This is a genomic window from Mucilaginibacter inviolabilis, from assembly GCF_011089895.1.
Lineage (GTDB): Bacteria > Bacteroidota > Bacteroidia > Sphingobacteriales > Sphingobacteriaceae > Mucilaginibacter > Mucilaginibacter inviolabilis.
This window is the reverse complement of sequence record NZ_JAANAT010000001.1, coordinates 3,632,621-3,647,624: the sequence shown is the minus strand read 5'-3', so window position 1 is coordinate 3,647,624 and position 15,004 is coordinate 3,632,621. Positions and strand designations below refer to the sequence as shown.

Genomic DNA, 15,004 nt, shown 5'->3' with positions numbered 1-15,004 from the left:
TTTTTAAACAGATGCTTATTGTTACAATTATTTTAATCGGTTTTTAAACGTTTTACGATCCAGGGCAGGGTAAGACCCTGACCAATCAGTGTAAATAGAACTACCACCACCGAAATGAATATGATAGCGTGCCGTTCCGGAAATGGACTGCCATCGGCCAAAGTTGCGGGCAAACCAATAGCTATAGCCAATGATACAATACCCCGCATGCCCGACCAGCTAATGATCAAACTGTTTTTCATATCCAACAAGGCATCTTCTGTGATTTTTCCTTTGCCTTTTTGAAAAGCCCGTTGCAAATTTATCCGTTGTAAAAACACACGCGCCATGCGTAACAGCAAGGCAATAACCGTTATGATAAAAGCATAGCCTATATAGGCCAGTATCTGACTATTATTAAGACCTTTTATAACCTGTGGAAATTGCAGGCCTATCAAAATAAAGATTAAGCCGTTCAATAAAAAAATAATGATATCCCAGATAGATTTGGATTGTTTTTTTAAGGCATCAGGAAATACTTTGTTACTGAAACGCGCTATACTTAAACCCAGGATCACTACCGCAATAACACCAGAAACATGCAGGTCTTCGGCAACCAGGTAAGTTACAAAGGGCATCAGCAGCATAAAACTAATGGTTACTAAACTGTTAGTATGTACCCGTTTAATGATAAAGGCCAGAATTCTGCCCATCACAGCCCCAATAACAAATCCCCCGGCCATCAGTATGATAAACTGCAACGAAGCCTTCCAGAATACAAAGGCAGTACCGGTTACAGCGGCAACCGCAAAGCGATAGGCTACCAATGCCGAAGCATCATTCACCAGGCTTTCACCTTCCAGTATGGTGTTGGTGTTATGTGTGAGTCCCAGGCCTTTGGTAATACTCATAGCTGCTACCGCGTCTGTAGCCGAAAGTATGGCACCAAGTACAAAGGAAAGCGGCCAGGTCATACCGGGTATCATATAATGGGCAGCTACAGCAATGCCACAGGTAGTAATAAACACCAGCGAAATAGCCAAAGTGCCTATCGTATTGATATTAGTTTTAAAAGTTTGGAATGAGATATTAAATGCCGCGTCATACAGCAATGGCGGTAAAAATATCAGGAAAACGATCTCGGGATTGAGCTCTATATCTGGTATCTGGGGGGTAAACCCTACGGCAATACCGGCAACAATCAACAGTACAGGATAAGGAAGCTTAATTTTATCGGCAATAGCCGAAAGACCAATCATCACCGCAAGAATAAATATAACAATGCTGTAATTCTCCATAAAAGGCTTTATACTATCTGCTCCTGGTCATAAATGTAAACAATAAATTTATCAGCGCCCAAAAGCTTAAAATATCTACATTATAGGGGCTGTAAACCCAAAAATCATGCAAACTTCATTTATAATATGATTCTTTGAATAAAAAAAGGATTCTTATCTTATAGCGTATTAATAGTGAGGTATTTAAAATGGGAAATGTTTTTTTAGTAGAAGATGAAAGCAAGGTAGCCGCATTTGTTTCCAAAGGTTTGGAAGAGAATGGCTATAATGCCACGGTGGCCGGTGATGGCGCATCTGCCAAAAAAATTATAGACACACACAACTTTGATATCATTATCCTGGATGTAATGCTGCCGGATATAAGCGGGATTGAACTATGCCGCCAGTTTAGAAAGGCCGGTGTTAATATTCCTATTTTGATTTTAACCGCGCTGGATAATGTAAATAATAAAGTAAAAGGTTTACAGGCCGGTGCAGATGATTACCTGGTGAAACCTTTTCACTTTAGCGAGTTACTGGCCCGTATAGAGGCCCTGTTACGCCGGTTTAAACGCTCGCAAACCGATGAGCAGATGATCTCCTTCGGCGATCTGAACCTGGATACCTGGAGCAAAACCGCGGAACGTGAAGGAGTGCAGATCACTTTAACTGCCAAGGAGTATACCTTGCTGGAGCTGTTTATGCGGCATCCTAACAAAACATTGTCAAGAGAATATATCGCCGAAAAAGTTTGGAGCATTGAGTTTGATACCGGTACCAATTTTATAGATGTTTATGTAAACTATCTTCGTAAAAAAATAGAAAAAGGCTTTAGTAGCAAGTTAATTTATACCATTATAGGAATGGGCTATATCATGAAAGACGCTTAAACTGTTATGAAGATAAAAAACCGGCTGGCGCTTCACTTTTCGCTCATTACCGCAGGTTTATTGCTGGTCATATTGGCGGTTATTTATTCTATATTTTATAATCTTTTTAAAAACGACTTTTACGGACATCTAAAAGACAGGGCTAAAGTAGCGGCCCAGCTTTATTTTGAGGCTGATGAAATATCAACCGATTCATTAAACCATGTACGTGAACGCTACCTGGCCAAATTACCCGGCGAAATACTGGGGATGTATGATGAGCACGATAAATCTTTTATTGGCGGGGCGCATCAGTATTGGTCGGCCAGTGTTATTGATAAAATCCGTAATAAAAAGTTTATGCAGTTTACCGAAGGTAAGCGGCAAACGGTTGGTATTTATTATAATGACAACCAGGGTAATTTTGTTATCCTGGTATCGGCTTTTGACGAACTCAACTATAACCGTTTGATTAAGATGGCGCAGATCATGCTGGTTTCTTTTCTGGGTATCAACGGATTATTATTTTTCCTGGGCCGGTGGTTTGCTCAACGGTCCCTGGCACCTATTGATGGCTTAATTATGCAAATGAACCGCATAACGGTTAATAATTTACATTTAAGGGTTGAAGAAGGTAAGGGGAAAGATGAGATAACGGCATTGGCCAGGTATTTTAACCGTTTGCTGGAGCATCTCCAAAACGCGTTTGAATTACAGCAGGCTTTTGTAACCAATGCCTCGCACGAATTAAGAACACCCGTTACCAGTACTGTTGGCGAAATAGAAGTGGCCTTAACCAGACCCAGAACGCCCGAAGAATATCAAAAAACGCTGCGCTCTGTTTTAACCGATTCAGAAAGGCTAAATGAAACTATAACCAGCCTGGTAGAACTTGCCCAAACCGATATGCAATACACACAGGCCAAACGCGAGCCGGTGATGATTGATGAACTCATATGGGATCTGCACGATTACTGGAAAAAACAAAAAGATGCCGGTAAATTAGTCCTCGAAATTTCGAAACTCCCCGAGGATGCCGATCTTTTGCGCATTTATGCCAATAAGGCCTTGCTTACCATAGCCTTTAATAATTTAATTGGTAACGCTTTTAAATTTTCTAATAACCAGCCTGTGGTATGTAATCTGTATGCCGATCAGGAAACAATCAGTATTAAAATAAGAGATTCGGGGATAGGCATACCCGCCGGCGATCTGCAGGAAATATTTACCTCGTTTTACCGTAGCCCAAACGGTCGTTCGTTTCAGGGAAGCGGCATAGGTTTGTATGTTACCCAGAAAATTATCCATTTATTTAACGGCGTTATTTTGGTAGAATCTGAAAAAGATAAGGGTGCTATTTTTACTGTTAAATTCCGACCTTCGGTAATCTAATGCCGTTCTAATGTAGCTTTAACCTGGTTCTAATTCGCTGTTTGTAATTTTGCTAAAACAAATATACTATGCACTTCAAATTTGTTATCGTTCTTTTCTATTCAATTCAACTATGGTGTATGGTTACCGGGGCCAGTGCTTACGCACAAAGCCCTGGTAACGATACATTGAAAATGAATGTAAAAGATGCCGAAAAAGAATTTTTAAACAAAAACCTCAACCTGCTGGCCCAACGCTATAATATAGATATAGCAAGCGCACAGGTAATTACAGCAAGACTGTTCCCCAACCCCGATTTTAATTTTGCTAATGGTATCCATAATGATACGCACGATGCGTATCGTAATCAGTCACTTGGGTTGTCGCAGTTATTTACTACAGCAGGCAAGCGCAATAAAAATATACAACTGGCCAAAATTAGTGTTGACCAGGCCCGGTACCAATTTTTTGATCTGATCAGAACCTTAAGATTTACGCTCCGGAGCGATTTTTATACCATCTATTATCAGCAGCAATCTGCCAAGGTTTATAACGAAGAGATCAGTTCGCTGGCCAAAATATTAGTAGTATTTAAGGAGCAATATGCTAAAGGCAATATAGCGCAGAAAGAAGTACTGCGTATACAATCACAACTGTACGCTCTGCAAACAGAGTATAATAATCTTATTGTTGGCATAGATACTACTGAAAGCGAGCTGAAGATGCTCATCAAAGCATCGCCTAATACTTATATTATGCCCGTAGCCGATCATGATGATATTAATGAATCTGTTACTGTAAAGCCTTACAAGCAACTGCTTGATTCTGCCTATGCCAACCGGTACGATCTGAAGAATGCAAAAGCACAGGTTGATTATAACACAGTTAATCTGGCACTTCAAAAAGCCACTGCAGTACCCGATGTATCACTTTCTGTAAGTTATGACAAGTTTGGTGCTTTCAATAATAATTACATTGCCGGTGGTATCGAATTTAACCTGCCATTTTTTAACCGTAACCAGGGCGGTATTAAGCAGGCCCGCATAGCTATAGACCAAAGTAAGGTACAATTGCAAAGCCAGCAGGATCAGCTCGAAATGGACCTGGCCACTACTTATAAAGGAGCCCTGCGCCTGGAGAATCTGTACAACGGGTTTGATCCGCAGTTTAAGCATGACTTTACACATTTGATACAGGAAGTATTTAAAAACTATCAGAAAAGAAATATCGGCTTACTGGAATTTCTTGACTTTTATGATTCTTACAAAAACAATCTGCTGCAGCTTAATGCCTTACAGCTAAGTAAGGTTACATCGCTTGAACAATTGAATTTTATAACCGGCACCCCTTTTTTTAATCAACAATAAAATACGCTAACAGGATAATTCATGAAAAGATCAACCCCTATAAATCCATTGATTTTTGTTGCAGCAGGACTATCGCTGCTTAATCTTTTTGCCTGTAATTCCAACGAAAACAAAGAGGATGTGAGGGTGCCTTATACCGTTCCGGATTCCTTGATGAAAACACTGGTTATTGATACGGTAAAAGTAACCAACATTACCTACGCCATTAAGTTTAACGGCGCGGTTGATTTTAATACCGATAAGGTTATTAATATATTCCCGCTGATAAGCGGAACTTTGCAGGACATCAGTGTGATGCAGGGCGATCAGGTAAAAGCCGGACAGGTTTTAGGTGTTATTAAAAGCGCCGAGGTTGCCAACTATAACGCGGCCCTCATCAACGCCGAAACCAACGTACGCTTAACCGCCAAACAGCTCGATCAGCAAAGAGATCTGTTTAAAAGCGGCCTGGCCTCAAAGGTGGATATTACCAGTGCCGAGGTTAATTATGAGCAGGCTATAGCGGCCCGTACAGCAGCGCAACGTATCCTGCGGATCAATGGCAATAATCCCAATGGCGAATATGTGATCAAATCACCGATTGATGGTTTTATTGTTCAAAAAAATGTAACCAACAGCATATCTATCCGCACGGATAACAGCGCCCCTATGTTTACCATATCCAACCTTAAAAAAATATGGGTAGAGGCCAACGTGTATGAAGAAAATATAGGCAAAGTACATGAGGGCGACGAGGCCGAAGTAAGTACGATATCATACCCAGATAAAGTTTTCAAAGGGAAGGTAGACAAGCTGATGAATGTGCTTGATCCCAATAGCAAAGTAATGAAAATGAAGGTTGTTCTGGACAACCCGAATTTTATGCTGAAGCCACAGATGTTTGCAACCGTAACAGTAAATAATACCGAGAATGAGCAGGCGATAGCCGTATCGAGCAGCGACCTTATTTTTGACCATAGCCAGTATTATGTGATTATTCTGAAAGGTCCTAAAGATGTACAGATCAGACCGGTGGAAGTATCCAGCATCAACGGGAAACTGGCCTATATCAAAAGCGGGGTATCCAAAGGCGACAGGCTGATTGGCTCGCAGGCGGTACTGATCTATGGGTCATTAAACAACTAATTATTTATCCTTAATTAAAAGCTGATGACTAAACTACTTAAGGGAATAATTGGATTCTCATTAAAAAATAAGTACCTGATACTTTCTTTGGCCGGCTTGCTGGTTGTTAGCGGGATAATCACCTTTATCCAGATGCCTATTGAAGCATTTCCGGATGTTACCAATACCGAAATAGATATTATTACCCAATGGCCTGGCCGAAGCGCTGAAGAGGTTGAAAAACTGGTTACCATCCCTATTGAAATAGCCCTTAACCCGGTGCAGAAAAAGGTAAGTCTGCGTTCCAGTACCATATTCGGGCTAAGCTATGTGAAAGTAATATTTGACGATGAGGTGAAAGACCCGGAAGCCCGGCAGCAGGTCATGAACCTGTTAAACAATGCTACATTGCCTCCTGGTCTTAATCCATCGGTGCAGCCCCCCGTTGCACCTACCGGCGAAATTTTCAGGTATACCCTCAAAAGTTCGGTACGCGATGTAAGGGAACTGAAAACCATACAGGATTGGGTAATTGACAGACGTTTGCGGGCCATTCCTGGTATTGGCGACATTAACAGCTTTGGCGGTAAAACCAAAACCTATGAAATAACGGTTAACCCCGAAAAGCTGGCTACGCTAAACATTACCCCGCTGGATGTATTTACCGCGGTTCAAAAAACCAATATCAACGTGGGCGGTGATATGATCATCCAAAACAACCAGGCATTTGCCGTGCGTGGTATAGGTTTGTTAAATGATATCCATGAGATCAGGAACATTGTTATCAGTAATAATAACGGTGTACCCGTGCTGGTAAAAGATGTAGCCAATGTAGAGATCTCCAACCTGCCTCGTCTGGGATGGGTAGGCCGGAGCGATGCCCTGATAGATAAACAAGGCAAAAGAACTGTAGTAGACGATACCGATGCGGTAGAGGCCATTATTGTAATGCGAAAAGGCGAAAACCCTACCGAGGTGGTAACTGCTTTGAAAAAAGAGGTAGATAAGCTGAACAATGATGTACTGCCTGCCGATACCAAAATTATTCCTTACTATGACCGCACCAACCTCATTGATTATGCCACGCATACGGTGTTGCATAACCTTATTGAGGGTATTATCCTGGTAACGCTGCTGGTATCGCTGTTTATGTTCAATTGGCGTACTACGCTTATTGTGTCTATCATTATTCCGCTTGCTTTATTGTTTGCCTTTATTTGTTTACACCTCATGGGCATGTCGGCCAACCTGCTTTCATTAGGCGCTGTCGACTTTGGGATCATTATAGATGGTGCGGTGGTAATGGTGGAAGGGATGTTTGTATTCCTCGACCATAAGGCGGTGATGTTGGGCATGGATCGATTTAACAAGATCGCCAAGATGGGGATGATTAAAAATAACGGTGCCGTGTTGGGTAAAGCTATTTTCTTTGCCAAGCTCATTATCATCACCGGTTTACTGCCCATTTTTGCCTTTCAAAAGGTAGAGGGCAAATTGTTTTCGCCATTGGCTTATACGCTGGGTTTTGCGCTTGTAGGCGCTTTGATCACTACATTAACCCTGGTGCCAGTTTTGATCAAATTGCTGCTCAGTAAAAACGTTCACGAAAAACATAACCCTTTTGTGCATCACCTTACCGCCTTTATGCTGAATGGCTTTGTGCGGTCGTTTAAACGGAAAGAAGTGGTGGTGACTGTGTCATTAATAGCGATGGCTATCGGGTTGTTCTCCTTTAAATTTTTAGGGAGCGAGTTTTTGCCCGAATTAGATGAGGGGGCGATATGGCTAAGGGTGCAGCTGCCTTATAGCGTATCACTTGATCAGTCGGTAGAAACCTCTAAACAGGTGCGCCAAATATTGATGACCTTTCCACAGGTTAAATATGCCGTATCGCAAACCGGCAGGCCAGATAATGGTACAGACGTAGCCGGCTTTTATAATAATGAGTTCGACGTGCTGATGTACCCGGAAGAAGATTGGAAACCGAAAATTTCCAAGGAAGAACTTATTAACCAGATGAACAAGAAGCTGGCCAAACTGCCGGGTGTCGATCTTAACTTTTCGCAGCCGATCAGTGATAACGTGGAAGAGGCTGTGTCTGGTGTAAAAGGCTCCATCGTAGTTAAAGTTTATGGCGACTCGCTAAACTATATGGAATCAAAGGTGAACGATGTGTACCGGATATTGAAAGATGTAAAAGGTATCGAGGATTTGGGCGTGCTGAAAAGTATTGGTTTGCCCGAGTTGGATATTCAACTTGATCAGCAAAAAATGGCACAGTATGGCGTAGCCACGGCCGATGCCAACTCCGTAATTTCCATGGCTATTGGCGGCCAGGCAGCATCAACTTTGTATGAAGGTGTGCGTACGTTTGATATCCGGATCCGTTTCCCCGAAGCGTTTAGGAAAACCCCTGCCGATATCGGGAACTTACTGGTGCCCACACAAAGCGGGGCTAAAGTTGCCATTAAGCAAATTGCTGATATCTCCCAAAAAACTGGTCCGTGTTTAATTTTCAGGGATGAGAATGAGCGTTATGCTACGCTCAAATTTTCGGTACGTGGCCGGGATATGGGCAGCACTATTGCCGAGGCTCAGGAAAAAGTAAATGCCAAAGTGAAATTAAAACGAGGCTATCACATGGCCTGGCAGGGCGATTTTGAAAATCAGCAACGCGCCCAGAAACGTTTGGCCCAGGTTGTTCCTATTAGTTTAGCGCTTATATTTTTACTGCTCTTTATCATGTTTGGTAATGTGAAAGATGCTGCACTGGTATTTTTAAATGTGCCCTTCGCCATTGTGGGTGGTATTCTGGCCCTGCATATTACCGGCACCAACTTCAGTATATCCGCAGGTATAGGTTTTATAGCGTTGTTCGGTATTTGTATACAGGATGGTGTGTTGTTGATCACCATATTTAAACATAACCTGGAGGAGTTAAAAGGCGATAGTGTTACTTTATATACCGCTATTAAGCTGGGTGTAAACTCCCGAATCAGACCGGTGATGATGACAGCACTGATGGCAGCTATCGGTTTGTTCCCGGCGGCTATTTCACACGGTATCGGATCCGAAAGTTCCCGTCCGCTGGCCAGGGTTGTTATCGGTGGTATATTATGCGCCATGTTGTTTAGTCTTTGGGTTTTCCCGCTCATTTTTGGCTGGGCATATCGCAAGGTCGATCCGTCTACAAAAAATGTGAGGTAGAATTAAATAGTTTAAAAGAAAATCCCCCAATGGTTACGTTGGGGGATTTTTTTTGATATTCGCTAATGTCCCCTCAGGGTCTCTCGCAGAGGACCCTGAGGGGGGGCTACTAGTTTCACGGGCAACCTCAGGGTCCCTTTCAGGAGACCCTGAGGGAACGGAATGTTCTCTCTCCACGCGTCATTGCGAGGTACGAAGCAATCTCTACGCTATACAGAGCAGACCTTGCTTACTGGGGATTGCTTCGTACCTCGCAATGACGCGTTTATTAAAAAGTGCGGGTCAATACCTCCGCGTACTAATAAGTAACTGTCAATGCAGGTTGATTGCTGGATGCCTCCCTGCTATTCAAAGTGATATCATTGGTTGAACTATTTGGTCCATTGTTTTGCAACAGGAACGAGACGATATGATCTGATTTTGCCAGCTGCGCATTAATCGCATTCTTAACATCCAGGGCATAGGTACCTACGCCGGTTACTACTATTTGTCCAACATAGGTTGTATCTGTTGGTGCATTATTCCAGTTGATTGATGTTTCGCCCCAGCTTTCGGTTTGGGTGGTGTATACGGAGATGGTTCGTGTAGGGGCCGTATTAACACCATTAACATATAAACTCAGCGTTGCAGCCTGCACACTTGAGGCTGGTACAGAACTGAAATCAAATTTTTCATAGGCTTTCCTGGCATAGCCTACCGCATCCGATTTAACCACAGTATAAGTTAAAGTGCCATAGTTTGTTGTGGCATAACTGCCATCGCGCACGTAAGCATCGGCTGTGGCATTCAATGTGCTTGTGGTACCTGTGGATGGATGCTGGTAAAAACCGATGTCAGGCGCGCCGGCAGGTAAAGCGGTTCCATAATAATCAATACCGCCATTGCTGCCCATAACTACTCCCATGTTTAAACAAGGCGAAGTTGATTGCAGGTTAAAGTTGGTGGTAGCTCCTGAAGCAGCACTTACAAATTTAGGATCTGAATATACACTTCCCGACATGGTTCCCGCTGCCGGACCGTTAACAGACGTCATGGATTGCGGATAAAAACAATTGTTACGGAAAAGGCAATTAGCGCTTGTTCCGTTTTGTGAAAACTTGGCTACAGTACCGGTGCAATAAACAATGTTGTTACTGAATTCGGTGGTATTACTGGTGTTGTTAAAATCGTTATAAAATAATTGGGCCACATTGCCGGTTATAAAAAAGGTGTTGTTGTAAATTTTAATATTGGTATGACTTCCGGGATCGTAGAAAAATAATCTTTTTCCGTCTCCTACATCATTCACACTGATATTATAACGTACGGTTACATTGCTGGTGCCGTGCATAAACAGCATAAAGCCTCTTTTATTATCGTGTGTATAATTGTATTCAAAAATGTCGCCGCTAACGCCCAGGTCCGCGTCAAAGGGCTCGCCATCATTGGCACCGCCACCTGTAATGCCTGATATCTCATTATAGGCTACTAAGGTGCCCACGCTGTTAGATGTCCACATACCTGCGTAGTTGTAGGTGTTTGTGTTATAGCATAAATTACGACCAACGTTCCTGGTAATAGCCGAATTGTTATTGACCCCGTTTAATACAATGCCGTCGCCATAAACATTCTCTATCAAATTGCTGTCGATGAGGATATGCGAGCAGGTTCCACCCGTATTTCTGATACCCTCTACAGTTACATCTTTTACGTGGCAACCTTTAATGAGTACCTCGCTGTTATTCCCTCCAACTATTATTCCTCCTGTGCCTTTGTTAAACAAGGTGGTGTTTGATTCGGTAGTATAAGAATTAACATCGTGCACAAAGCAATTCAGAATTTGCACATTGGTAAAAGCGGTAGAAGTAGCAGTTTTAATATGAATGCCATATAACCGGGATGTACCACCGGCTGTCTGCTTATTGGTAACCTCTAAATTTTTTATTTGCCAGTAAGATTGCCCTATTAATTTAACTGCCCCGGTTGTATCGGCACCAGAACCATTAATTACCGGTTTGTTACCTGTTCCGTACATATCAATAACAATGGGGCTCCCGGAACTGCCTGATCCTTTTGGCAAAAGCTGCCCGCTCCAGCTGCCACCTGCTTTAAACAGGATCTGGTCGCCGGGCAAAAAAGTTTGGGTATTTACTTTGCTGATGCTTTGCCAGGCGGTGGCGGTGCTTTGCCCGTCGTTACTGTCACTGCCCGCAGGATCTACATAATAAGTTGTACCGGTAGAGTGAGTGCCTTTTACCAGGGCTTTTGAAGCGCCGGTGTCTGTAGGCACCCGGTTGATGGATTTGTTGCAGGATGCAAATAGTGCCATTGCCAATATAGGCAATAAGATGAATGCTTTTCTCATTTTGATGGTTTTGGTTAAATGAATTGGTTTTAAGCAGTGTGCTGCGCTTACGATACCAAAGCTCGAAACTTTGAGAAAAAACAAGGGGTAAAATCCTGAAGTAATAGGGGCAATATTATAAAGACCGATAAGTCCTTGTGAATTATTGGGTTAAATGATCAGCTGTCAATCCGGAACTTTTAATTTGATCACATTAATCCGTTTTAGTGAATAGATAGGTAGCTCCTCCCTGGATTAAAGTGAAAGTTTTTTTAGCTGGATCAAATTGCAAAGTAATACCAGCAGCAGCAAAAGAAAATTTATTATCTCCTTGAGCTTCCAGTGGAAATGCCCTCTGTCCAGTGGCTTGTGCAAACAGCAAAGTGTTGTTTTTTGTGATGTCAACCTTTAGCGGTATTTGGGTACTGGTATACTTACCAATATATTTATCAAGGTCGGTTGTATTTAGTGTAATCGTTTTAAACTCAGGGATTGCAAACGGTCGGTTAAAATAAATACTTAATGCACCTATAACAACATCATTGGTCGAATACCTAACACCATTGGAAATATAGGCTATAGTCAGTTTATCCTCCGGAAAGTAAGCAAGCAAACTGGAAAATCCGTCGATGCCGCCGGAATGTCCAAAACCTTTTTTATCATAAAACGGAATCATGAACATGGCCATACCGTAGTTGTCCTTCATCGTTTTCATCAATTCTAAATTAGTTTGGCTAATTAGTTTGCCCGCAAAAAGTGCATTTATAAATTTAACCAGATCAGCCGGCGTGGATACAATAGCCCCAGCCCCGCCAGGAATACTCATATCTGTTTCGGGCATTTGTGTCCATTGCGCTGAATAATTGTAAGAGTATGCTTCATTTTTGGCCGGATTGGCTTTAGTACCGTAATAAGTATCTGCCAGGCCTATTTTAGAGGTGACGCGTTTTTTTAATTCTTCTGCATAGGTTTTACCGGTCAATTTTTCAATGATATAACCCAGTAGCACAAAATTGGTATTGCTGTATTCGGCCTTTGTATCCGGTTCAAAATCTGGCTTTTGCCTGGCAAAGATGGTGATCATTTCTGCTTCTGACTTAGGACTGCCCATATATGTGGTATAAAGCGAGTCATTCGTAAAGTTATGAAGACCACTACGGTGGTCAAGCATTTCTCTTATAGTGATCTTCCCTGCATTCGGGAGTTGTGGGAAATAACTGGCCAAAGGTGTGTCAAAGCTAAGCTTGCCTTCATCAATCAGCTGAAAGATCATCGTTGCAGTAAACATCTTACTGATAGAGCCTATCCGGTATTTTGTTTCAATGGTTGCTGGTGTTTTTACACCTTTATTAACCTGACTATAACCGATGGCGTTTTGATAGATCAATACCCCGTTAGCAGCTATAGCGATACTGCCCATGTTTTGGTCTTTCGTATTCAGCGCGACAAAAAAGCTGTCTAACTTGGCTTTATTGAAAGTTTGTGCATGAGTGCTGGTTTCTAAAATAAGGAACAGCAAAAAAAAGCAGGCTATTTTTTGAATCATTGCGTAAGTGTTTAGAAGATTAAAGATAGAATTTTATTACGTGATAAAATCAGTGTTAGTCTGAATTTGAAGTGTCAGGCTTTAACAGACAGTGGATTTATAGGTGCCCTATAACGCAAGAAAACCTCATGCCTTTAGGCTTAAGGTTTCTAGCTTTCTGTATATAATTACATGATAAATAGGGTATTCGGTTTTAACTATTCAAATGCTAATCCGTTCACATCGGTAGAAAGCACTTCGCTCATATAATCCAGAAATGGGCGCATATTTTTAAATGTGCTGTTTGCCTGCTCCACAAAATGCGGATCTAAAACCTCGGTATCTGTAAACCGTTTAATCAGCAGGAATTGTTTATAACGTAACAGATCAATAGCTTCATGATCGGCATCAAAACCTTTGGGAGTTGTCTTTAATTGCTCACCTTTCAGTGTTTCAAATGTCGAAATAAAAGCAGGGGCATTTAATATAGTCCGGAGCGGTGCAGGGTCAAAGGCGATATCTTCCCTGATCAGTTTCAGATCCTGCGGATTTGGCCCAAAGAATCCACCGCCAATAAAGCTGTTGCCCGGTTCAATATGAAAATAATATCCGCCCCGGCGATATTTGGTGGCACGCTTAAAACTACCCGACCAGTGTGTTTTGTAAGGTGTTTTATCGGTCGAGAAACGGGTATCCCGGTAAATTCGGTAAAGACTTTTTTTGCCTGAAACAGTTTCTATCACATCATGAATATTCATTTGCTGTAACAAGGCTTCGGCAAAGATCTGCAGATGTTGCTGCTCCTTTTCAAACTCGGCTTTATGCAGGTTGAACCACTCCCGGTTGTTGTTCAGTTTCAACGCGTTTAAAAAATCAAAGCCCGATTGCGGTATCTGCGGTAGTTGTTTCATGTGAATATAGTGGTGTCTGAAAATTCAGGAACCTGGTGCAAATATACCAGGGTTAAAAAAAGCCGTGTCATATCAATAACAAAAAAGCCCCGAAATGTTCGGGGCTTTTCATAAATGGTAACCTACTTGGTGGTGAAATAACTGATACCCGGTGGGTTATAATATATTTCGGGTAACAAACTGTTGGGGTCCGATGGTTTGGTTGGCCTGGCAGTGGCTTTTAAAGTAATGCCGGTAGTACCAACCACATAATCGGCATACAGGCCGTTGGCAATAATGGTATAGTACCTGCCCGGTGCCAGGTTAATAGCTTTGGTAACAGCGCCCACTTTGGTAGTGGTACCTGCCAGGTACAGCTGGAAGGTGTATCCGGTAGTACCTATGGCATTAGCATCTATGGGTAAAAAATCGGTTAGTTTACCTGCTGCTATGCTGGTAAAGGGCGTTAAGGTAGTAGCAGCAGAAGCACCTGTAGCGGTATAAACACCGGTTACATCAAGCGCTGGACTATTGGGTATAAAGTTGCCGAACCTCACATAGATCTTGGTCATATCGGCTGTGGGGAATTTATCTTCCACAAATAGGGTGGCTGGTTTATCGGGATAGCCAATGGTAAACAAGGAATAAGTACCTCTTTCGGCAAGCGATTGGGTTACGCTGGCAACAGTGGTATTGGGCGCCGCGGTTTGCGGACTTACCAAAGCTGGTACCGGGGTAGATGTGGCAATTTTAATGGTTGCATTGCCCGCAGCTACCAACGCGTAATTAACCGATGTGCCGCCCGGATAAAGACCGCCATATTGAACAGCGGTATTAAACGCCGAGGGATAGGCGATGCCCGTGATCACAGACGTGGGTTTTAAATTATCAGTTAGCCCCACGTTTTGCTGCGGACTTATCTTTGTCCCGTTCACATATTCGTCAACAGCGGGTAGCCCAGGAATAGCTTGTACATACTTGAGTTGTGCACCTGTTGCCGGTTGGGATAACTGGGTGATGGTATTTTTTTTACAACCTGTGTTCATAATCAAAAACAGGCACGTGATGATATAAAAGTTCGTTTTCATAATG

General features: G+C 42.4%; 10 protein-coding genes. 5 read left to right on the top strand and 5 right to left on the bottom strand.

Annotated features, from left to right (window positions below):
- Positions 1 to 32: 32 nt before the first annotated feature.
- A complete protein-coding gene (locus tag G7092_RS15025; protein ID WP_166090604.1) occupies positions 33 to 1,277 on the bottom strand; it encodes a Na+/H+ antiporter in 1,245 nt (414 codons plus the stop codon).
- A gap of 188 nt (positions 1,278 to 1,465) precedes the next feature.
- Here G7092_RS15025 and G7092_RS15020 point away from each other — a divergent pair, with 188 nt between their 5' ends.
- From G7092_RS15020 to G7092_RS15000, 5 genes are all read left to right on the top strand, one after another.
- A complete protein-coding gene (locus tag G7092_RS15020; protein ID WP_166090602.1) occupies positions 1,466 to 2,146 on the top strand; it encodes a response regulator transcription factor in 681 nt (226 codons plus the stop codon).
- A gap of 6 nt (positions 2,147 to 2,152) precedes the next feature.
- Positions 2,153 to 3,517: a HAMP domain-containing sensor histidine kinase gene (locus tag G7092_RS15015; protein ID WP_166090600.1), complete on the top strand. Its 1,365-nt coding sequence runs from the start codon at positions 2,153 to 2,155 to the stop codon at positions 3,515 to 3,517.
- A gap of 68 nt (positions 3,518 to 3,585) precedes the next feature.
- The gene (locus G7092_RS15010; RefSeq protein ID WP_166090598.1) at positions 3,586 to 4,863 is read left to right on the top strand and encodes a TolC family protein; all 1,278 of its coding nucleotides are present in this window, start codon (positions 3,586 to 3,588) and stop codon (positions 4,861 to 4,863) included.
- Between the two features lie 21 nt (positions 4,864 to 4,884).
- Positions 4,885 to 5,988, top strand: a complete 1,104-nt coding sequence (locus tag G7092_RS15005) for an efflux RND transporter periplasmic adaptor subunit (RefSeq protein WP_166090596.1) — start codon at positions 4,885 to 4,887, stop codon at positions 5,986 to 5,988.
- 24 nt (positions 5,989 to 6,012) lie between these two features.
- Positions 6,013 to 9,174: an efflux RND transporter permease subunit gene (locus tag G7092_RS15000; protein ID WP_166090595.1), complete on the top strand. Its 3,162-nt coding sequence runs from the start codon at positions 6,013 to 6,015 to the stop codon at positions 9,172 to 9,174.
- A gap of 298 nt (positions 9,175 to 9,472) precedes the next feature.
- Here the strand turns inward: G7092_RS15000 and G7092_RS14995 are convergent, their stop codons facing one another.
- The 4 genes from G7092_RS14995 to G7092_RS14980 form a co-directional block, all read right to left on the bottom strand.
- Positions 9,473 to 11,518, bottom strand: coding sequence for a CBM96 family carbohydrate-binding protein (locus G7092_RS14995; RefSeq protein ID WP_166090594.1), 2,046 nt, complete (start codon positions 11,516 to 11,518; stop codon positions 9,473 to 9,475).
- Between the two features lie 193 nt (positions 11,519 to 11,711).
- Positions 11,712 to 13,043: a serine hydrolase domain-containing protein gene (locus G7092_RS14990; RefSeq protein WP_166090592.1), complete on the bottom strand. Its 1,332-nt coding sequence runs from the start codon at positions 13,041 to 13,043 to the stop codon at positions 11,712 to 11,714.
- A gap of 197 nt (positions 13,044 to 13,240) precedes the next feature.
- Complete coding sequence (locus G7092_RS14985; RefSeq protein WP_166090591.1) at positions 13,241 to 13,933, bottom strand: DUF2461 domain-containing protein; 693 nt, start codon at positions 13,931 to 13,933, stop codon at positions 13,241 to 13,243.
- A gap of 122 nt (positions 13,934 to 14,055) precedes the next feature.
- Positions 14,056 to 15,000, bottom strand: a complete 945-nt coding sequence (locus tag G7092_RS14980) for a DUF4397 domain-containing protein (RefSeq protein WP_166090590.1) — start codon at positions 14,998 to 15,000, stop codon at positions 14,056 to 14,058.
- Between the last annotated feature and the right edge of the window lie 4 nt (positions 15,001 to 15,004).